Annotated in this window: 15 protein-coding genes; 7 read left to right on the top strand and 8 right to left on the bottom strand. The window is 63.5% G+C overall.

Annotation, left to right across the window (positions count from 1 at the left end; genetic code table 11):
* The 3 genes from ACT6VE_RS07370 to ACT6VE_RS07360 are packed head-to-tail and all read right to left on the bottom strand — an operon-like array spanning position 1 to position 4960.
* Positions 1 to 1212: a pyridoxal phosphate-dependent aminotransferase gene (locus ACT6VE_RS07370; protein ID WP_444797962.1), complete on the bottom strand. Its 1212-nt coding sequence runs from the start codon at positions 1210 to 1212 to the stop codon at positions 1 to 3.
* A complete protein-coding gene (locus tag ACT6VE_RS07365; RefSeq protein WP_444797961.1) occupies positions 1209 to 2867 on the bottom strand; it encodes a hydantoinase B/oxoprolinase family protein in 1659 nt (552 codons plus the stop codon). The genes ACT6VE_RS07370 and ACT6VE_RS07365 overlap by 4 nt, the downstream gene beginning before the upstream one ends.
* A gap of 11 nt (positions 2868 to 2878) precedes the next feature.
* Entirely contained in the window at positions 2879 to 4960 is a 2082-nt protein-coding gene (locus ACT6VE_RS07360) for a hydantoinase/oxoprolinase family protein (RefSeq protein ID WP_444798256.1), read from the bottom strand.
* 327 nt (positions 4961 to 5287) lie between these two features.
* Here ACT6VE_RS07360 and ACT6VE_RS07355 point away from each other — a divergent pair, with 327 nt between their 5' ends.
* The 5 genes from ACT6VE_RS07355 (at position 5288) to ACT6VE_RS07335 (ending at position 10246) form a co-directional block, all read left to right on the top strand.
* The gene (locus tag ACT6VE_RS07355) at positions 5288 to 6403 is read left to right on the top strand and encodes a branched-chain amino acid ABC transporter substrate-binding protein (protein WP_444797960.1); all 1116 of its coding nucleotides are present in this window, start codon (positions 5288 to 5290) and stop codon (positions 6401 to 6403) included.
* Between the two features lie 81 nt (positions 6404 to 6484).
* Positions 6485 to 7402 carry an ABC transporter permease subunit gene (locus tag ACT6VE_RS07350; protein ID WP_069062631.1) on the top strand — a complete coding sequence of 306 codons (918 nt, stop codon included), beginning with the start codon at positions 6485 to 6487 and terminating at the stop codon, positions 7400 to 7402.
* An 11-nt stretch (positions 7403 to 7413) separates the two neighbouring features.
* Positions 7414 to 8718 (top strand): high-affinity branched-chain amino acid ABC transporter permease LivM, encoded by a 1305-nt coding sequence (gene livM / locus ACT6VE_RS07345; protein WP_444797959.1) that lies wholly within the window; start codon positions 7414 to 7416, stop codon positions 8716 to 8718.
* A complete protein-coding gene (locus tag ACT6VE_RS07340) occupies positions 8715 to 9533 on the top strand; it encodes an ABC transporter ATP-binding protein (protein ID WP_069062629.1) in 819 nt (272 codons plus the stop codon). The genes livM and ACT6VE_RS07340 overlap by 4 nt, the downstream gene beginning before the upstream one ends.
* Positions 9530 to 10246: an ABC transporter ATP-binding protein gene (locus ACT6VE_RS07335; RefSeq protein WP_444797958.1), complete on the top strand. Its 717-nt coding sequence runs from the start codon at positions 9530 to 9532 to the stop codon at positions 10244 to 10246. The genes ACT6VE_RS07340 and ACT6VE_RS07335 overlap by 4 nt, the downstream gene beginning before the upstream one ends.
* 85 nt (positions 10247 to 10331) lie before the next feature.
* Here the strand turns inward: ACT6VE_RS07335 and ACT6VE_RS07330 are convergent, their stop codons facing one another.
* Both ACT6VE_RS07330 and ACT6VE_RS07325 read right to left on the bottom strand, forming a co-directional pair.
* Complete coding sequence (locus ACT6VE_RS07330) at positions 10332 to 11501, bottom strand: M20 aminoacylase family protein (protein WP_444797957.1); 1170 nt, start codon at positions 11499 to 11501, stop codon at positions 10332 to 10334.
* A complete protein-coding gene (locus ACT6VE_RS07325; RefSeq protein ID WP_444797956.1) occupies positions 11498 to 12709 on the bottom strand; it encodes a diaminopropionate ammonia-lyase in 1212 nt (403 codons plus the stop codon). Before ACT6VE_RS07325 ends, ACT6VE_RS07330 begins: the two co-directional genes overlap by 4 nt.
* A 103-nt stretch (positions 12710 to 12812) precedes the next feature.
* Here ACT6VE_RS07325 and ACT6VE_RS07320 point away from each other — a divergent pair, with 103 nt between their 5' ends.
* Complete coding sequence (locus ACT6VE_RS07320; RefSeq protein WP_444797955.1) at positions 12813 to 13289, top strand: Lrp/AsnC family transcriptional regulator; 477 nt, start codon at positions 12813 to 12815, stop codon at positions 13287 to 13289.
* A gap of 35 nt (positions 13290 to 13324) precedes the next feature.
* On the opposite strand, the gene ACT6VE_RS07315 is transcribed toward ACT6VE_RS07320, so the two are convergent.
* The 3 genes from ACT6VE_RS07315 to ACT6VE_RS07305 form a co-directional block, all read right to left on the bottom strand.
* Positions 13325 to 14515 (bottom strand): DUF3095 domain-containing protein, encoded by a 1191-nt coding sequence (locus tag ACT6VE_RS07315; protein WP_444797954.1) that lies wholly within the window; start codon positions 14513 to 14515, stop codon positions 13325 to 13327.
* A 316-nt stretch (positions 14516 to 14831) separates the two neighbouring features.
* A complete protein-coding gene (locus tag ACT6VE_RS07310) occupies positions 14832 to 15857 on the bottom strand; it encodes a DUF2955 domain-containing protein (protein WP_444797953.1) in 1026 nt (341 codons plus the stop codon).
* A complete protein-coding gene (locus ACT6VE_RS07305; protein ID WP_444797952.1) occupies positions 15847 to 16953 on the bottom strand; it encodes an HlyD family secretion protein in 1107 nt (368 codons plus the stop codon). Before ACT6VE_RS07305 ends, ACT6VE_RS07310 begins: the two co-directional genes overlap by 11 nt.
* A 606-nt stretch (positions 16954 to 17559) precedes the next feature.
* Here ACT6VE_RS07305 and ACT6VE_RS07300 point away from each other — a divergent pair.
* Entirely contained in the window at positions 17560 to 18807 is a 1248-nt protein-coding gene (locus ACT6VE_RS07300) for an alpha/beta hydrolase (protein ID WP_444798255.1), read from the top strand.
* Positions 18808 to 18847 lie beyond the last annotated feature (40 nt).

The following is an 18847-nucleotide window of genomic DNA, read 5'->3' as shown; positions in this document are numbered from 1 at the left end:
CTAGCGAAGCCGGGCGAGTGCATCGGCGATGCGGTCGATGGCGAGCGTGAGATTGTCGCGCGACGTGGCGAAGGAAAGGCGGATATAGGGCTCGACGCCGAAGGCGGCACCCGGCACGGTCGCAACCTTGCCTTCCGTCAACAGGTAGGCGGCGAGCGCCGTATCGTTGTCGATGATCGTGCCGTCCGGTGCTGTCTTGCCGATATAGGTGGCGCATTTCGGGAAGAGGTAGAAAGCCCCCTCAGGCGCACGCACCTCCAGACCCGGAATGGCACTAAAACCCTTCGTTACGAGTTCGCCGCGCGCCTTATATTCTGCGACAGCCGTCGTCACGAAGTCCTGCGGCCCATTGAGCGCGGCCGCGGCCGCGGCCTGCGTGATCGACGACGGGCACGTCGTGCTCTGCGACTGCATCTTGTTCAGGACCTTCGTCAGGCTCTTCGGCCCCGCTGCATACCCAAGCCGCCAGCCGGTCATCGCATAGGCCTTGGAGACACCGTTGATGATGAGCGTGCGGTCGCGCAGATCCGGGCAGGCATTTGCAAAGGACGTAAAGGGCACATCACCGCAGACGATGTGCTCATAGATCTCGTCCGACATGACAGCGACGCGGGGATGGCGCGCCAACACGTCACCCAGCGCCTTCAGTTCGTCGGCGGTGTAGATCGCACCGGTCGGATTGGAAGGCGAATTGAAAAGGAACCAGCGGGTCTTCGACGTGATCGCCGCTTCCAACCGCTCCGGTGTGATCTTGAAGTCGTCCTCCACGCCGCAGACAACGATCTTCGGCACGCCGCCATGCAGGATGACGATGTCGGTATAGGACACCCAGTAGGGTGCGGGCACCACCACCTCGTCGCCGGGTTCCAGCGTGCCGAGGAAGGCGTTGAACAGGATCTGCTTGGCGCCGTTGCCAATGGAGATCTCATCCAGGGCATAGTCGAGGCCGTTCTCGCGCTTGAATTTTCTGACGATTGCCTCGCGCAATTCTAAAAGGCCATCCGGTGCGGTGTAGCGGGTGATACCCCGTTTCATCGCGTCAACCGCGGCTTCCACGATATGGGCGGGCGTGTCGAAATCCGGTTCGCCGAGCGAGAGGTCGATGACGGATTCGCCCTTCGCCCGCATGGCCTTCGCGGCCATCGAGACGGCCATGGATGGCGACGACTTGATGGTGGATGCCCGCGCGCTTTCAAACACGATCATGTTCATGCCTTTCCTCCCGCCTTGCCATAAAGCGCTGCCTGTTCCTCTGTGATGTAACCGTGCTTGACGTCATGGGCGACGGCGTCAGCAGGACGCGCCGCCGGCGCGCCATAGCCCCCGCCGCCGGGCAACGACAGAATCAGCCGCCGGCCTTCGGGCACGAACTGCAGGCCCTTGCCCTTCAATGCCGTACCGTCATCGAGCGCCACACCGCCGGGCGCACCGGCGAGGCCGCCATCGCGGCCGCGGGCCGGATGGTTCAGGCGATCGAACATGGCGGAGAAGCGGAAGGAATAGCCCTCGGCCGCCTCGATCTCGATCATCTGGCCGAGACCGCCACGTTGCGCGCCAGCCCCCCCGGAGCCTTCGCGCAGTTCCTTGCGCCAGATGATGACCGGACCAACGTTTTCCGTCGCCTCGATCGGCATGGTGTGCACGCCGCTCGGGAAGGCCGTTGCATTGAGGCCGTCCAGCGCGGCACGCGCGCCGGAGCCGCCGGAGTTGAACATCAAGATTTCCGCACCCTTGCCGCCGATCTGGTCGGCAACGGGGCGTACACTCATATGCAGGTTCCACAGTGCGCTCGCGCCTTCCGCCGGCACCTGGCCGGGCAGCGCCTGGTGCAGCGCGCCGAGCACGAGGTCCGGCACGAAATGACCGAGCACATGGCGCACGGCGACGGGCGCCGGCCGCTTGGCGTTGAGAATGCAGCCTTCGGGTGCCGCTATATCGAAGGGCGCAAGCGAGGCGGCATTGTTGGGAATTTCCGGCGCCACGACACATTTGATGCCGTAGCAGGCATAGGCCTTGGCATAGACGAGCGGCACGTTGATTCCGAACTTGCTCATGCCGGAAGTGCCATCGAAATCGACCAGCACGCCCTCCGGCCCGATGGTGAGTTTTGCCGCGAGATGCACCGGCTCGTCGTAGCCATCGAGATCGAGGCTGTAGGACCATGTGCCGTGCGGCAGGTTCCTCAAGCGCTCCAGCGTCGCTTCGCGGCTGTGCTTGAGGATGAAGCCGCCGATCATCGAGAGGTCTTCGAGGTTGAATTCCGTCAGCATGTCGATGAGGCGGCGATGGCCGGTCTCGTTGCAGGCGGCAAGCGCATGAAAGTCGCCGACCACCTTGTCGTTCTCGCGCACATTGTTGCGCACGATATGGATGAGCGTGCGGTTCAGTTCGCCGCGCTCGAAGAACTTCATGATCGGGATGAAGAGGCCTTCTTCATAGACCTCGCGCGCATCCGGCCCAAAGCCGCGCCCGCCGACATCCACCACATGGGCGGTGGAGGCGAAGTAGCCCACCAGTTTACCATGGTGGAAGGACGGCGTGACGACGGTGATGTCGTGCAGGTGGCCGGTACCCTTCCACGGATCGTTGGTGATGTAGACATCGCCTTCAAAGATGTTTTCCGGGCCGATATCGCGGATGAAGTGCGCGACGGATTCGGCCATGGCGTTGACATGACCGGGTGTGCCGGTGACGGCTTGCGCCAGCATGCGGCCTTCGAGGTCGAAGACGCCGGCAGACAGGTCGCCCGCCTCGCGGACGGAGGTGGAGAAGGCCGTGCGGATCAGCGTTTGCGCCTGTTCCTCCACGACGGAGATCAGGCGGTTCCACATGACCTGCATATGGATATCGATCATCGACTGGTTCATCGGTTCTATCCTTACAGCCGGGTGACGAGCAGGCAGCCGTCGTTCTGCACGACGGCCTTGAAGGCGGCGGTGAGCATGGTGGAGGTTTCGCGCTCCACGACGATGGCGGGACCTTTCACGACGTCACCGGGCTTCAGGCCCTCGCGCTCATGGATGCCGGCATCGAGGAACGCCCCCTGCGCGGCTTCGAACAGGCGGCGGGTCTTGACCGGCGTCACGACGCTACCTTCATTGACGGCGGCGACCCGGTCGACCGGGGGCAGTCGCGAGCTCGCCTTGACCGACCAGCTGACGATCTCGATCTCGAGGCCTTCGATGGCGCGACCGAAGAAGCGCTCGTATTCCGTTTTGAACCGCACGGCGAGTGTCCCTGCACTGCCGACATCGAACTTTTCCGCATCGAGCGGCACCGGAATGTCCCAGCCCTGCCCGGCGTAACGCATGAAGAGCGTGCGCTCGATCACCGGCGCGCCGCTATCGAGCCCACCTTCGACGAAGCCGAGGGCCTCGGCTTGCATGGAGCAGACCAGCTTGTTCGCCTCGGCAAAGTCGAAGCTGGAAAGGTTGAAGACGGCGCTGCGGACCGATTCATAACCGAAGGGCGCGCGCAGGAAGCCGATGGCCGAGCCGACACCGGCACCCGCCGGCACGAGGAAGGTGGAAATGCCCATCTTCTCGCAAAGCCGTGCGGCATGCAGCGGGCCGGCGCCGCCGAAGGTGATCATGGTGAAATCGGCAATGTTCTTGCCATTCTCGACGGTGTGCACGCGGCCTGCATTGGCCATGTTCTCGTCAACCATCTCGCAGGTGCCGTAGGCGGCGCCATCCGGATCAAGGCCAATCACCGTACCGATATCGTCGGCCATTGCCTGTCGACTGGCCGCGACGGAAAGCGGAATGGCGCCACCGGCGAAATTGTCGGGATCAAGCTTGCCGAGGATGAGATCGGCATCCGTCACTGTCGGGTTCTTGCCGCCGCGCTGGTAGCAGGCCGGGCCTGGTTCGGAGGCTGCCGAATGCGGGCCGACGCGGATCTGGCGCATGCCATCCACGGAGGCGATGGAGCCGCCACCTGCGCCAATTTCCACCATCTCGACCACCGGAATGGAGATCGGCATGCCGGAGCCCTTGCGGAAGCGGTAGGTGCGCGCGACCTCGAAGGTCTTTGCGGTCTTCGGCACCTGGTTTTCGATCAGGCAAATCTTTGCCGTCGTGCCGCCCATGTCGAAGGAGAGCACGGTGTCCAGCCCGTGGCGTCGCGCGATGTCGGCGGCGAAGATCGCGCCGCCCGCGGGGCCGGATTCGACGAGGCGCACCGGGAATTCGGAGGCGCTTTCGACGGAGACGATGCCGCCGCCGGAGTGGATCATGAAGACCGGGCAGCGGACGCCGATCTCCTTCAGCGAGACGACGAGCCGGTCGAGATAGGATTTGATCGCCGGCTTGACGTAAGCATTGGCGCAGACCGTGTTGAAACGCTCGAATTCGCGCATCTGCGGCGAGACTTCAGACGAGATCGACACGGAGACATGCGGCAGGCGCTTGAGGATCGCGTCGCGCACGGCAGCCTCGTGGGCGCCGTTGGCATAGGCGTGGATGAAGCCGATGGCGACGCTCTCATAACCGCCCGCCGCAATCGCCGAAACGACGGCCTCTACGGAGGCGTCATCGATCGCCAGCAGCACCTTGCCAGCCGCGTTCATGCGCTCGCGCACCACGAAACGATCAGCGCGAGCGATGAGCGCCGGCGGCAGGACGATGTTGAGATCATACTGCTCAAAGCGGTTTTCCGTTCGCATTTCCAGCGTATCGCGAAAACCCTCGGTGGTGACGAAGGCGGTCCTGGCGCCGCGTCGCTCGATCAGCGCATTGGTGGCGAGCGTCGTGCCATGAATCAGAAGATTGATCTCGGAGAGCGCGATGCCCGCCAATTCGGCGACGGCGACGACCCCCTTCAGGATGGCCCGCTCGGGGCCGGTATAATCGGTCAGCACCTTTGTCGAATGCAGCACGCCATCCAGATCGAGGGCGATGTCCGTAAACGTGCCCCCGATATCGACACCCACCCGGCAGTTCCGCGGCGCATTGCTCACCATGTCATTCCCCACATTCAGGCACCTTTCGGCATCGAATCCCATCCGGCGCGACCGCCGGTCGAACCTCTGGCACATCAGGTTTTCATGCCCGGCGCGCCGATGCAAGATTTCCGCTTGACGGATTTTGGATATATCACTTATCATACATGTGTCAACTGAAATTGAAGTCGGATCGCGACACAGAAACCGTCGCAATCAAGACATGATGCCGGCCGCCGCACGCCCAGAAAAGGCGAATGGCTCGGCCGCAATAAGAAGACCGAACGCGGAAAAACACGCGTCGAAACGAAGAACATCAACGGCTTAACCAGAGGGAAGCCTTTCATGACATCCATTTCGAAACTCTTCGCTGCCACCGCCATCGCATCCGCGCTCCTGCTTGCGCCGGCCTTTGCCGCCGATACCATCAAGATCGGCGTTGCCGGCCCCTATACCGGCGCCAACGCCACATTTGGCGAGCAGGTCTTCGATGGCGTCTCGGCCTATGTGAACGGCGTGAACGCGAGCGGCGGCATCAACGGCAAGCAGATCGAGCTGGTGAAGGGCGACGACGCCTGCGAGCCGAAGCAGGCCGTCGCCGTCGCCAACCGCTTCGTCGACCAGGACAAGGTCCAGGCCGTGATCGGCCACTTCTGCTCGTCGAGCACGATCCCGGCTTCCGAAATCTACAACGACGCCGGCATCCTCGAAATGACGCCGTCCTCCACCAACCCGGCCGTGACCGACCGTGGCTTCGACAACCTGTTCCGCGGCTGCGGCCGTGACGACCAGCAGGCCGTCGTTACCGGCGGTTTCATCCTCGACACGCTGAAGCGGGACAAGATCGCGCTGATCCACGACAAGGACACCTACGGCCAGGGCCTGGTCGACGCCGTGAAGAAGACAATCGAAGCGCGCGGCATCACGCCGGTGCTCTATGAAGGCCTGACGCGCGGCGAACGCGACTTCAACGCGCTCGTCACCAAGATCAAGAGCACGGGCGCGAACGCCGTCTACTTCGGCGGCCTCATTCCGGAAGGCGGCCCGCTTATCCGCCAGCTCAAGGAACAGGGCGTCGATGTCGTCTTCGTCAGCGGTGATTCCTTCGCGCAGGCAGAACTCGTGGCTGCGGCCGGCGGCGGGGCCAACCTCAAGGACGTCTATTATTCGGCAACGCCCGATCCGCTGGCCGATCCGTCGACCAAGGACGTGCAGGACGCCCTGACCAAGGCCAACGTCACGCCGGCAAACTACGTGCTCTACGGCTACGCCAATGCACAGGCGGTCGTGGCGGCGCTGAAGGCAGGCGAAGACCTGAAGGCGCAGGCCGACTGGCTGCGTGCCAACACGGTCGATTCCGCCATCGGCAAGATCACCTGGGATGAAAAGGGCGACATCAAGGACTTCAAGTTCGTCTTCTACACCTTCGACGACAAGGGAACCCCGGCTCTCGTGAACTAAGGCAGGCCTGCCCGGACCAGCCGGACATGGGCGTCCGGCTGGTTTCGCCATGCCCGCAAGATTTGAAGAGAAGGGTTCGCCATGGACGTCTACATCCTGGTCCAGCAATTGTTCAACGGCATCACGCTCGGCACGATCTACGGGCTGATCGCCGTTGGATACACCATGGTCTACGGTGTCATCCGCATGATCAACTTCGCCCATGGCGACGTCTACATGGTCTCGGCCTATATCGCCGCGATCACCCTTGCCGTACTCACCTTCTTCGGCATCCAGTCCGTGCCCTTCGCGCTGATTTCCGTGCTGGTGATCACCTGCGCCGTCACGGCCGTCTACGGCTGGGCGATCGAGCGCGTCGCCTACCGTCCTTTGCGAGGATCCACCAAGCTTGCCCCGCTGATTTCCGCCATCGGCATTTCGCTGATGCTGCAAAGCTACGTGCAGATCTCGCAGGGCGCACGCGACCAGGGCGTTCCGACCCTGATCAGCGGCGCCTTCCGCTTCGGCGACGGCGTGCATTTCGCGCAGATCACCTACATGCAGACGGTCATCCTCTTCGCCTCGCTGATCGCCATGGGCATCCTCACCTATGTGATCAACTACACCCGCATCGGCCGGGAATGCCGGGCGACGCAGCAGAACATCCGTATGTCCGCGGTGCTCGGCGTCAACACCGACCGCATCATCTCGACCGTCTTCGTCATCGGCGCCGCGACGGCTGCCGTCGGCGGCGTGCTCGTCACCTTCAACTACGGCTCGTTCAACTTCTTCATCGGCTTCGTCATGGGCATCAAGGCCTTTACCGCGGCCGTGCTCGGCGGCATCGGCTCACTGCCCGGTGCCGTGCTCGGCGGCATCCTGCTTGGCCTGACGGAAGCGCTGTTCGCCGGCTATGTCAGCACCGACTACAAGGACGTCTTCGCCTTCGCGCTGCTCATCACCCTGCTGTTCTTCCGCCCCTACGGCCTGCTCGGCCGGCCGGAAATCCAGAAAGTGTGAGGAGAACGACCATGCAAACCAACCGTCTTCTCACGCTCTTCAAGCAGGCGCTCCTCACCTTCACCGTCTCGCTGATCCTGTTCGGCCCGATCTCCGGCCTCGTGCTCGAGGGGTTCTCGTTCCGCAATGAGCTGACACGCGCCGTCCTGCTCGCCGCCATCGTCACCGCAGGGCGTATCGCGATCTCACTCGTCCAGATGACTAGCCCTGGCCAGGCGCTGACCCGCAAGCTGGCCGACAGCGGTGTCGGCGTTACCGTGATGACCGGCACGGAAAAGTCGCCCTTGCTGATCCTCGCCTTGCTGTTCCTCGCCGGGCTCAGCCTGCCCTTCTTCGCGGACAAGTATTTTCTCGGTATCGCGATCCTCGCGCTGATCTACTGCCTGCTCGGCCTGGGGCTGAACATCGTCGTCGGCCTTGCCGGCCTGCTCGATCTTGGCTTCGTCGCCTTCTACGCCGTCGGCGCCTATCTTTTGGCGCTCGGCTATCAGTATCTCGGGCTTGGCTTCTGGAGCGCGCTGGTCATCGCCCCCTTCCTCGCCGGCCTCTTCGGCATGGTCCTCGCCTTCCCGGTCCTCAAGATGCACGGCGACTATCTCGCGATCGTCACGCTCGGCTTCGGCGAGATCATCCGTCTCGTGCTCAACAACTGGCTGGAATTCACCGGCGGCCCGAATGGCGCGCCCGTGCCCGCGCCGACGCTTTTCGGCCTGGAATTCACTCGCTCGGCCAAGCAGGGCGGCGTGCCGATCCACGACTATCTCGGCATCCCCTACAGCGCCGACTACAAATTCTGGTTCATCTACCTCGTGCTGTTCCTCGTCGTCTGCCTCGTCATCTATGCCGTGGAGCGCCTGCGCGTCATGCCGCTCGGCCGCATGTGGGAGGCGCTGCGCGAGGACGAGATCGCCTGCCGCTCGCTCGGCGTGAATCACGTCTTCACGAAACTCACCGCCTTCATGCTCGGCGCCTCGACGGGCGGGCTTGCCGGCGTGTTCTTTGCCGTGCACCAGGGCTTCGTGAACCCGACATCCTTCACCTTCTTCGAATCCGCCCTCATCCTCGCCATCGTGGTTCTCGGCGGTCTCGGCTCGACGGTCGGCGTGATCGCCGCCGCCCTCGTCCTCACCATCCTGCCGGAACTCTTGCGTGACTTTGCCGAATACCGCGTACTGATCTTCGGCGTGCTCATGGTCATCATGATGATCTGGAAACCCCGCGGCCTCGTGCGGATCAAACGCCCGGCCTTCTTTCCGAGCACCACGACGAACGCCGGAACACTCCCGCTCGCCGCCAAGGTGGAGGCAGCCCGATGACCACGCCCCTCCTCGACATCCGCAACGTCACCATGCGCTTCGGCGGCATCGTCGCGAACCGCAATGTCAGCTTCTCGGTGGAGCGTGGCGCGGTGACGGCGCTGATCGGCCCGAACGGCGCCGGCAAGACGACCATGTTCAACTGCATTACCGGCTTCTATCGGGCAAGCGAAGGCGAAATCGTGCTGAACGGCCGCGACGGCCCGCTCGACATCGGTACGCTGATCACAAAACCCATCACCGGCGGTTCGCATCTCGTGACGCGCGCCGGCATCGCCCGCACCTTCCAGAACATCCGCCTGTTCAAGGAAATGTCGGTCATTGAAAACCTGCTGGTCGCCCAGCATCTGGTGACCGCCAACAATCTACTGAGCGGCATATTCCGCACGCCAGGCTTCCGCCGCGCCGAGCGTGATGCCGTCGATCGCGCCTATCACTGGCTGCGCGAGATGAACCTTGCCGACGACGCCAATCGCCTCGCCGGCGAGTTGCCCTATGGGCGGCAACGACGTCTCGAAATCGCGCGCGCCATGTGCACCGGGCCAACGCTCATCTGCCTCGACGAACCGGCCGCCGGCCTCAACCCGTCGGAAACCCGCGAACTCTCCGAGGTCATCCAGCGGCTCTGTACCGAGCACGGCCAGTCCGTCCTCGTCATCGAACACGACATGGCGCTCGTCATGCGCATTTCCCAGCATATCGTCGTGCTCGACCACGGCGAGGTGATTTCCGACGGAACGCCCGAGCATGTGGCGAACGATCCTGCCGTGGTCGCCGCCTATCTCGGCGTCAGTGAAGAAGAGGTTGAGGCATGAGCGTTCGGCTGCTCGAATTTACCGGCGTTCATGCCCATTACGGCCCCGTCGAGGCGCTGAAGGATGTCAACGTCCATGTTTCCAAGGGCGAGATCGTCAGCCTGATCGGCGCGAACGGCGCCGGCAAGACGACGCTGCTCTCCTCGATTTTTGGCGCGCCGCGTGCGTCAGCGGGAAAGATCCTGCACAAGGGCGAGGACATTTCCCGCCTTGCGACCAACCGGATTTCCCGCCGCGGCATCGCGCTCGTCCCGGAAGGCCGGCAGATATACCAGGACATGACGGTGGAAGAGAACATGATGATGGGCACGACGCCGATCGGCATGGATCACTTCGACGAGGATCGTGCGACCATGTTCGATCTCTTCCCGCGCCTCAAGGAACGCCGCAGCCAGACCGCCGGCACCATGTCCGGCGGCGAGCAGCAGATGCTGGCGATCGCCCGCGCCATGATGGCGCGCCCGGAACTCATCCTGTTCGACGAACCGTCGCTCGGCCTCGCCCCCCTCGTCGTCAAGCGCGTCTTCGAGGTGCTGAAGGAGATCGCCCAGATGGGCAAGACCATCTTCCTCGTCGAGCAGAACGCCAACCACGCGCTGAAACTCTCGCAGCGCGCCTACGTCATGGTCAACGGCCGCATCCACCTCTCCGGCGAAAGCGCAGCCCTGCTCGACAACGAAGACGTCCGCAAGGCCTATCTCGGCCTGCACTGAACGGAGAATGCCGCACAGAAACCCGATCGCCGGCAATGGTGCCCGGCGGTTCATCCGCGCGCTCGTCCTTGATGTTTGATCCCGGCTATTGGCCGAGCGCGCCGGAAAGTCGTCGCCTCACGATACCGGCATGAAAATCCACGCCGTGGAGAAGCCCCTCATCGTTGAAGTCGTAGCCGGGGTTGTGCAGCGGCGCAGACTCCATGCCGTTGCCAAGGAAGACGAAGCAGCCCGGCACATGGGCGAGGAAATGAGCAAAATCCTCCGAACCGGTCATCGGCTCGGCGGCGAGCCTCGCATTCTCTGGCGGTAGGATGGCGCGTGCAACGGCAAAGGCCTCGTCGACAAGGGCCGGGTCGTTCAGCAGCGGCACGAATTCCCGCGTATAGCTGACGCTCGCGGTTACATTATGCGCCAGCGCGGTGCCTTCCGCGATGATGCGCATCTGCCTTTCGATCGCCGCACTCACCTCCGGACGGAAGCTACGGGCATCGCCCAAGATCCGCGCCAGCCCGGGAAGCGCATTGCGCGTGCCGTCGGTGATGAGCTCCGTCACCGAGACCACGCCCACATCCGTCGGGCTTAGCCGTCGTGCCACGATGGTCTGGAGGCTGGTCACAAGCGCACAGGCGGCGACCAGCACCTCGTTGCCCCAATGCGGCCGCGCCGCATGGCCGCCGACACCCTGGAGCACAATCTCGAAATTGTCTTCTGCAGACATGATGGCGCCGGGGCGTGTCTCGAAATGCCCGACGGGCAGGCCCGGCATGTTGTGGATGCCGTAGATCTCCTCGAAGGCGAAATGCTGCATCAGCCCGTCGTCGAGCATGGCCAGTGCACCCTTGCCCCATTCCTCCGCCGGCTGAAAGACGAAGCGCACCGTGCCGTCGAAACCGCCCTCCTGCGCCAGCATCTTTGCGGCGCCGAGCAGCATTGCCGTGTGCCCATCATGGCCGCAGGCGTGCATGACGCCCGGATTGCGGGAGCGATAGGTCCTCTCCCCCTGCTCGGTGATCCGCAACGCATCCATATCCGCCCGAAGCGCAATGGAGCGGTTGCCCTGCCCCCGCCGCAACGTTCCGACGACACCCGTTCCGCCAACACCTTCCGCGACCTCATCGAGGCCGAACTCGCGCAGCTTTTGCGCGACGAAGGCCGCAGTCCGTGTCTCCTCGAAGCCGAATTCGGGATGGGCGTGCAGGTCACGCCGCCAGGCTGTCATTTCGGCTTGAAGGGCGTTTCTGTCGATTGTCATGCCGGTTCTCCCTTCCCGTTCCGCGCAGCAACGAGAGCAGGCGAAAGCCCGACGATTTCCTCGTATTTTCCTGGATCCGTCGCCCCTTCCGTGTTGATGAGAAGGATCCGCGAGTGGCCATCGATGCCGAGATCGGCCTTCACCGCTGGATCGGCGATGGCACGCATCAGGCCGGCAAGGCCGACACCACCGCTTTCCCCGGCAACCACGGCCGGGTCACCGGCGATAGGATTGGCGAGCTGTTTCATCGCCGCGATGGCATCCTCCTCGTCGACGGTCATGAAGGCATCAGCGGCACGCGACAGGATGCGCCAGGCGACAAGCGACGGCGTATAACATTCAAGCATGGCCATGACGGTCGGCTCACCATGGGCGATCGTCACCGGATGGCCAGCGCGCGCCGTTTCGAACAGGCAGGCCGCCCGCGCTGGATCAACGACCGTGAAGACCGGCCGCGCCGCGCCGGATTCCAGCGCCAGATGGCCGGCCACCGCCGCAGCGATGCCGCCGACGCCGGACTGCACGAAGACATGGGTCGGCGGCGCCGGCAATGCTCGCAGCGCCTCGCGCACCAGCGCGGTGTAGCCTTGCATCACCAGCCCCGGAATACGCTCGTAGCCGGGCCAGGAGGTATCGGAAACGATCGTCCAGCCCTTCTCCTCCGCCACCCGCGCAGCCTCCCGCACGGAATCGTCATAGGTGCCGTCGACACGGATCATCTCCGCGCCGAACCGGGCGATGGCTGCGACGCGCTCGGCCGAGACACCGGCATGCACGAAGATAGCCGCCCGTGCGCCCACAAGCTCGGCGCCCTGCGCTACGGACCGGCCATGATTGCCGTCCGTGGCGCAGGCAAACGTCATGGTCCGCGCGACGGCTGCCACCTCCGGGGCGCGCAACGCGGCGATGTCCACCGTCCGGCCGAGCCTCTCGCCGGCCTTCTCCAACACGAGACGGATCACCGCATAGGCCCCGCCCAGCGCCTTGAAACTGCCGAGACCGAGACGATGGCCCTCGTCCTTGACGTGGATCGCCGCGACCCCGTGTCGTTGCGCCAGGCCCGGCAGCGCGACGAGCGGCGTTTCCGCGTGATTGTCCCGGAAGGAAAGATGGCGCTCCACTTCGGTGGCGGCTTCAAGGCCGAGCGTTTCGGCATCGCGCGGGTCGAGCGCCGTGCGATAATCGGCATGGGTATTCTTCAGGAACATGGCGGCCTCCTCGGTTTGAAGCTGAACGATATTGCATCATGACTGAAATAAGCGCTGATATTTGCCGTGTCGTTTGCAAATTTGTTTCGTCTGGAGCCACCCAATGCAACCCCCGCCGCGCCTCGATGCCTTCGACCGGAAAATCCTCGCCATCCTGCAGCAGGACAACACCACGCCGCAACGCACGATCGGCGAGGCGGTCAATCTCTCGGCACCCGCGGTCCAGCGGCGGATCAAGCGCATGACGGAAGACGGCGTCATCCGGGCGAATGTCGCCATTGTCGATCCCGCCGCGGTTGGCCAGTCCATCACGCTCTTCGTCGAGGTGGAGGTAATCAGCGAGACGGCCGAGCACATCGAGGCCGCCAAGCGCGCCTTCGCCGCCACGCCGGAAATCCAGCAATGCTACTACGTCACCGGCGAGGCGGACTTCATCCTCGTCATCACCGTGCCGGTCATGGCCGACTACGAGGCCCTGACGCGGCGCCTCTTCTTCGGCAACAACAACGTCAAGCGGTTCCGCACCTTCGTCGCGATGGACCGTGTGAAGGTGGGCCTTGGCGTTGTGGTGGAGGGGTGAGCGCCGCGACTTGCGAAGCTGAAGAAATCAGGCGCTTAGGTCGCGCGAAAAGGCAAGGCTGTGTCCGACGGAATGGAAGACATCTGCTTCTTCAGGCGGCTGGCGGCCATCGCGTAGCCGCCGGCGGCGCCGTCGATGAAGTGCATGTGATCGCGGCTGAGCGCTGTCGGCACGATGCAGGTCATCAGCGCTGAATCCTGCCGGTGCAGGCCGAAGCGGCAAATGCCGGCGCGCGTGGCGTCCTCAAGCCGGGTTTCGATCTGGCGAAGCCTTTCCGGATCGATGTCGATGGTCATTTTCAGGCCATCGTCGAACTTGCGGAAATCGGTGTTGCGGCCAACATCCTGCCGATACACCTTCGGGTCGAAACGACCGAGCGTCAGGCCGAAACGATAGAGGCCGACAGTCAGCAGATATTGCCCCAGAATGAACAGCCGATGCCGGAAGCGTCTTCCCTTCGGGACAGTTCTCGTTTCCGCCGACAAACCCGCAACCGACAACCCCAACTGCGGCCCCTCCGGCGCGATCGGATGCCCCTCCCGCTCTTCTCCGGCAGCCAGCGCGACGATATCGAGGACCAGCGTCTGAAAGGCCTCCACGGCGCCTGAACCGGCAGGAACCGCGAAGATCGAGACAATGTCGCCGTGCCTGGATTTGATCGGGTTCCATCGGCAGGACAGGCCGGCAAGATCCGGGCGCGCGCCTGGCGGCGCCGGCGGAACGGTGAAAAGGCCCTCCTTCATGCGGGCTTCGGCCCAGCTCGATCCGCCGCCGGCAAACATCGCGTAGGAAAGATCCGGCGTGACCTGGAAGCGCGCGACACGGACTTCCAGGCCGGCCGCAATGACATCGGCAACGGGCACGAGAGCGGCACGCAGCGTCAGTTGCAACTCCTCGCCCACCCAGCTTTGAACCGCCGAAAGTGCAGCCAATGCCTTTTCCACCCCCGATGGCGGCACGGCAACCAGGGCGCCATCGCCGCCGAACACAAAGGGGAGGTCGTTGTTGCCGAGCGCGTTCAGGATGGCGGAGATGACGCTGGCGCCGGCCATGTTGACCGACTTGTAGCGGCCGGCCTCAATCGCCCCGGTGGAATCGACGATGTCGGCCGTCGCCAAAGCCCAGTCGGCTGGCAGCGTCCGGTAATTCCGGCTGTCGGCAACGCCGGCGAAATCGACGAAGGCGGGAAGCGTGCTGAAAAATGTTTCGCTGGAAGGCTCGCTCATGCCGCGAGGCTACCATATCCGCACTGGACAGGCGACGTGGTTCGGCAACCAATCAACCGGCTTCCTCATGATATCCGAGACGGAGGATGGCGCTCTTGATTTCGCGGCGGCGCGCCCCCATCTACCGATCACTGCCCGTTATGATGATTGCCTGCAGCGACAGATTTGTCGCGCGTTCGCAGCTGTCCGGGTCCGAAGGGCGCTCCCCGAAAGGGTCGAGCGCCCTTCGTCATTTGGCGAGCCGCAGGCATGGGAAACCCGCTTGGCCAGAAGGCAAATTTGCTTTGAAGCGCCGCGTCAAGCTGCTGGCAAATCGTCATGCCGATATCTGCTTCATGCCCGATTTTCGCGGCGCTAGGAGCACGGCAAACAGCAGTGTGAAGATCAAGGCCATCCCGACATAGAGGATGCGGGTGGCGAAGGATTCAGCGGCGCTTCCCGGCAGCGGCGACACCCCCAGCCCGAACAGGATCAGGAAGATCGTCAAGGCGCCCGCGAAAACCGGTGCGTCCTTCGACGGCGCGGCAGCGCGCCCGCCAAGCAGAAGGGCGACCACCAGGACGATGATGAAGATCGTAAAAAGACTGGGCCGCAGGTCCAGGATCGCATAGGCAATGGAGGCGAGCACGCCGCCGAAGAGATTGACAAGCACGAGCCCGACCGCCGCCCGGCCACTTGCCGCGAGGTCGAGTTGCCCGAGCAGCGATGCCACGGTTATGGGAATGACCGCAGCGGCATTCAGATTGTCGTTCGTCAGGCAGATCACGACCGATGCGAGGAGGATTGCGGTATTGGCCAGCGCGCGCCCCAGGGCCGGTGGCCGCTCCTCAGGTGGCGGAACATCGGCGCTCTGCGCTAGCGGCTCGGGAAAGATCACATGGGCGATCCACGCCAGGACCGTTGCGGACAACACGCCGCTGACGAGGATGAAGAGGATCGAGCTGGCAAGCTCCTTGTTCAGGATTCCGAGCAGCGGCACGATGATTGCGACGACGAGGGCGAGAAAGACCGCCGAACCACCCTTCCCCGTCGATTGCGCGACGAAGCACGAAAAATAGACCAGTCCCAACAGCGGGAGGAGTACCAGGGGATGCTCGGCTGTCAGGATCGTCAACGCCATCATCGCGATCCCCGTGAGCAGGATCACCAGCGCTGCTCCGATGGTCTTTCGCAGCGGCATGGGCTGCGCGCTTCCCAACAGGAACTGCGTAGCAAACAGCGGCCCGAGAAACGGAACGATGGCGCCCGAAAACACCGCGAACGTGAAACCGACAGAGACCGCGAAAGCGACCCGCAGCCCCTTGCGCTTCTGCTCGGCGACGGCGGCGCTGTCAGTTGACATAGGTCAGCACCGAAATGATGCGCATCCGCAACGATCCCCATGCATTGGTGATCGGGTTGTCTCCGGTATAGATGACGACATTTGCCTGCGAGCCGTAGCGCACGCCGCCCTTTGGCCTGTCCGCCTCGTCGATGGTCAAGCGAACGGGGAAGCGTTGCGCCTCACGGACCCAGCCGCTGTCGTTCTTGATCGTCGGCAGCCCGGTGCTCGGGTCCGTTCCGCCCTGCGACACGCCAAACCCGACGCTTTCCACCGTCGCCGGGAAAAGCCGTCCCGGCAGGGCATCGAACAGCACCTCCGCCCGGTTGCCGACCGCAACCTTCTCGAGGCTGTTTTCCTTGAAGGCCGCGTTGATCCAGATCGTGCCGGCATCGATGAAGGTCATGGCGGGCTGGCCGGCCGAGACGACCTTACCGATGGTGAGCTGGAGATTGGTGACGACCCCCGCCGACGGCGCCTTTACGACCGTATGGAGCAAATCGAGCCGGGCCTTTTCAAGCGCGGCAAGCGCTGCCCTGAGCTGCGGGTTGTCCTTGCCTGTCGGACCGAGCTGCTCTCTCGCCTTGGCGAGGTCGGCCTGTGCCCCCGTAACTGCCGCCTCCGCCTGGTCGTAGGCGGACTTGGCCGCATCGAACCGTGCCTTGGAATAGACGCCGCGCTGCACCAGTTCGGAGGCGCGGGCATACTGGTCGCGCAGATTGTCCCGATCCACCTGGATCTGCACGAGCTTGGCCTGGGCAGCGTCTACGGTCGCCGTCGATGCGCCGATCGACTGGCCGGCACTGGCAAGCGCTGCCTCGGCCTCGCTGACGGCAAGCTCGTAGCGGGTGGGATCGATGCGGAAAAGAACCTGATCGGCCTCGACCCGGGCATTGTCGGCGACGCCGACCTCCACCACCCGGCCGGCGACTTCGGACGCGATCCCGACGATATAGGCCTGGACCTGGGCTTGCGACGTCGACGGTGTGCGTCGTTCCATGAATATCGACAACACGAAAAAGGCCAGCGCCAATGCCACGACGACCAGGGCGATCCTGCGCAACGGATTGCGGGGCGGCGGTGACGGGACGGGCTCGTCAGAAATCTCGGAAACCACTTTGTCATCCTTCAAATGCACGGGGTCGATGGGCGGTGGTCCAACGGCGATTTCCGGTCGCGCTTTCATCAGCAAGGCCATGCCACGCATGCACAGCAGACGGGGATGCTGCGATGTTTGCTAAAGAACGCCAGCGTCGTGGAGTAAGTTACCGTAGCCTACAGCCGCATGACCGCCTGCTACCGCAGCCTCAACAGGGCGTTTGCTGGCGGCGTGTCACTTTCAACGGCTGGTCAGGCTTTGACGTTGAACGCTCACGTCTATGCGGTTTTCCGCAATTGTGTGTCCGGAGGCGACCGCCCACCAACGACGCCTATCTTGGGCAAACACCATGATAGCGTCCAACCCGATTTCCGCAAATCCTCATCCGCAGCACGGCGCACAATTCACCCTGAAATGGATGTAACTTACCCGATGTTACGGGCTAGCGCGCGCGCCTTCGCGTAGGCTTACCTTGGCGTCTATCGATCACTGCAACCGCCGGGGGGCGACAGTGATCGATGGCAGGACGGCCGTGGGGAACAATCGGTGATCAGAGCGGGTTGCGTCGCCTACCAGAAGCCCGGGGTTCTTCCCCACCGCCTGAAATCGATCCTTGTCTGCGCCATGCTGATCATACTCAGCGGCTGCGGCGGCCATGCCCGGAACGTGCTCGTTCCTGTTGCGGACAGCGAACAAAAATCCACCAAGGTGAACATGCTCGTGACCACAACGCGCAGCCGCTCGGCGGTTCAGGGCGAAATGTTCACGGGCGAACGCGCCCGCAACGCCGCCTTTGCGGATATCACCGTCTCCATCCCGCCCAGTGACGCCCGGAAAGTGGGGGAAGTTGCCTGGCCCAAGAAGCTTCCCGCCAATCCGGCAACCGATTTCGCAACATTGAAGGCCGAGGAGATCACCCGTGAAGATGCTCAGAAATGGCTGAATGCGTCGCTCCTCAAAAGCGGCGACGGCAGCGTGCTGGTCTTCATCCATGGCTTCAACAACCGCTTTGAAGATTCCGTTTATCGCTTCGCGCAGATCGTCCAGGATTCAGGCATCCACAGCGCTCCGGTGCTGGTGACGTGGCCGTCGCGCGGAAGCCTGCTTGCATACGGATACGACAGGGAGAGCACGAACTACACGCGCAACGCATTGGAGATGCTTTTCCAGCATCTCGCCAAGGAACAGAATGTGAAAGAAGTCTCCATCCTCGCGCATTCCATGGGAAATTGGCTTGCGCTGGAAGCGCTACGCCAGATGGCCATCCGCAATGGCCGGCTGCCGGCGAAGTTCCAGAACGTGATGCTGGCCTCGCCGGACGTCGATGTCGACATCTTCCGTCAGCAGATCGCCGACATGGGCGACCAGCATCCCAATTTCACATTGTTCGTCTCGCAGGACGACCGTGCGCTCGCGGTATCGCGCAGGGTGTGGGGCGACGTTGCAAGGCTCGGCGCCATCGATCCCGAACAAGAGCCCTTCAAACAGGAACTGGCGGACAGCCAGATCACGGTGATCGACCTTACGAAGATCAAGGCGGGCGACAAGCTCAACCACGGCAAGTTCGCGGAATCCCCGGACGTCGTGCGCCTCATCGGCGCGCGAATCTCCGACGGGCAGACATTGACCGACAGCAAGGAGGGGCTGGGCGACAAGCTGCTTGCCGCAACGACGGGCACGGCGGCGGCGGTCGGCAGTGTGGCAGGCCTGATCCTTGCCGCGCCGGTCGCCGTCATCGATGCGGATACGAGAGACAACTACGCGGGGCAGGTCAGCGGCCTTACCGGCTCTGCCGGCACGAAAGGAAGGCCATCGAAATGCATGGCCGGCGAGAGCGGGCAGAGGGCATGTGAAACCGGCAACCGGAAGTAGCGGGGCTCCGATCGACGTCATTCAAGTTAAGGGCAGGTAA

Source organism: Shinella sp., from assembly GCF_052438155.1.
GTDB lineage: Bacteria > Pseudomonadota > Alphaproteobacteria > Rhizobiales > Rhizobiaceae > Shinella.
This window is presented reverse-complemented; position numbering and strand designations above follow the sequence as displayed.

Coding starts and splice junctions, on each gene's coding strand:
- ACT6VE_RS07370 (WP_444797962.1), bottom strand. CDS start 1,212: ATGAACATGATCGTGTTTGAAAGCGCGCGGGCATCCACCATCAAGTCG.
- ACT6VE_RS07365 (WP_444797961.1), bottom strand. CDS start 2,867: ATGAACCAGTCGATGATCGATATCCATATGCAGGTCATGTGGAACCGC.
- ACT6VE_RS07355 (WP_444797960.1), top strand. CDS start 5,288: ATGACATCCATTTCGAAACTCTTCGCTGCCACCGCCATCGCATCCGCG.
- ACT6VE_RS07350 (WP_069062631.1), top strand. CDS start 6,485: ATGGACGTCTACATCCTGGTCCAGCAATTGTTCAACGGCATCACGCTC.
- livM (WP_444797959.1), top strand. CDS start 7,414: ATGCAAACCAACCGTCTTCTCACGCTCTTCAAGCAGGCGCTCCTCACC.
- ACT6VE_RS07340 (WP_069062629.1), top strand. CDS start 8,715: ATGACCACGCCCCTCCTCGACATCCGCAACGTCACCATGCGCTTCGGC.
- ACT6VE_RS07335 (WP_444797958.1), top strand. CDS start 9,530: ATGAGCGTTCGGCTGCTCGAATTTACCGGCGTTCATGCCCATTACGGC.
- ACT6VE_RS07330 (WP_444797957.1), bottom strand. CDS start 11,501: ATGACAATCGACAGAAACGCCCTTCAAGCCGAAATGACAGCCTGGCGG.
- ACT6VE_RS07325 (WP_444797956.1), bottom strand. CDS start 12,709: ATGTTCCTGAAGAATACCCATGCCGATTATCGCACGGCGCTCGACCCG.
- ACT6VE_RS07320 (WP_444797955.1), top strand. CDS start 12,813: ATGCAACCCCCGCCGCGCCTCGATGCCTTCGACCGGAAAATCCTCGCC.
- ACT6VE_RS07315 (WP_444797954.1), bottom strand. CDS start 14,515: ATGAGCGAGCCTTCCAGCGAAACATTTTTCAGCACGCTTCCCGCCTTC.
- ACT6VE_RS07310 (WP_444797953.1), bottom strand. CDS start 15,857: ATGTCAACTGACAGCGCCGCCGTCGCCGAGCAGAAGCGCAAGGGGCTG.
- ACT6VE_RS07300 (WP_444798255.1), top strand. CDS start 17,560: ATGCTGATCATACTCAGCGGCTGCGGCGGCCATGCCCGGAACGTGCTC.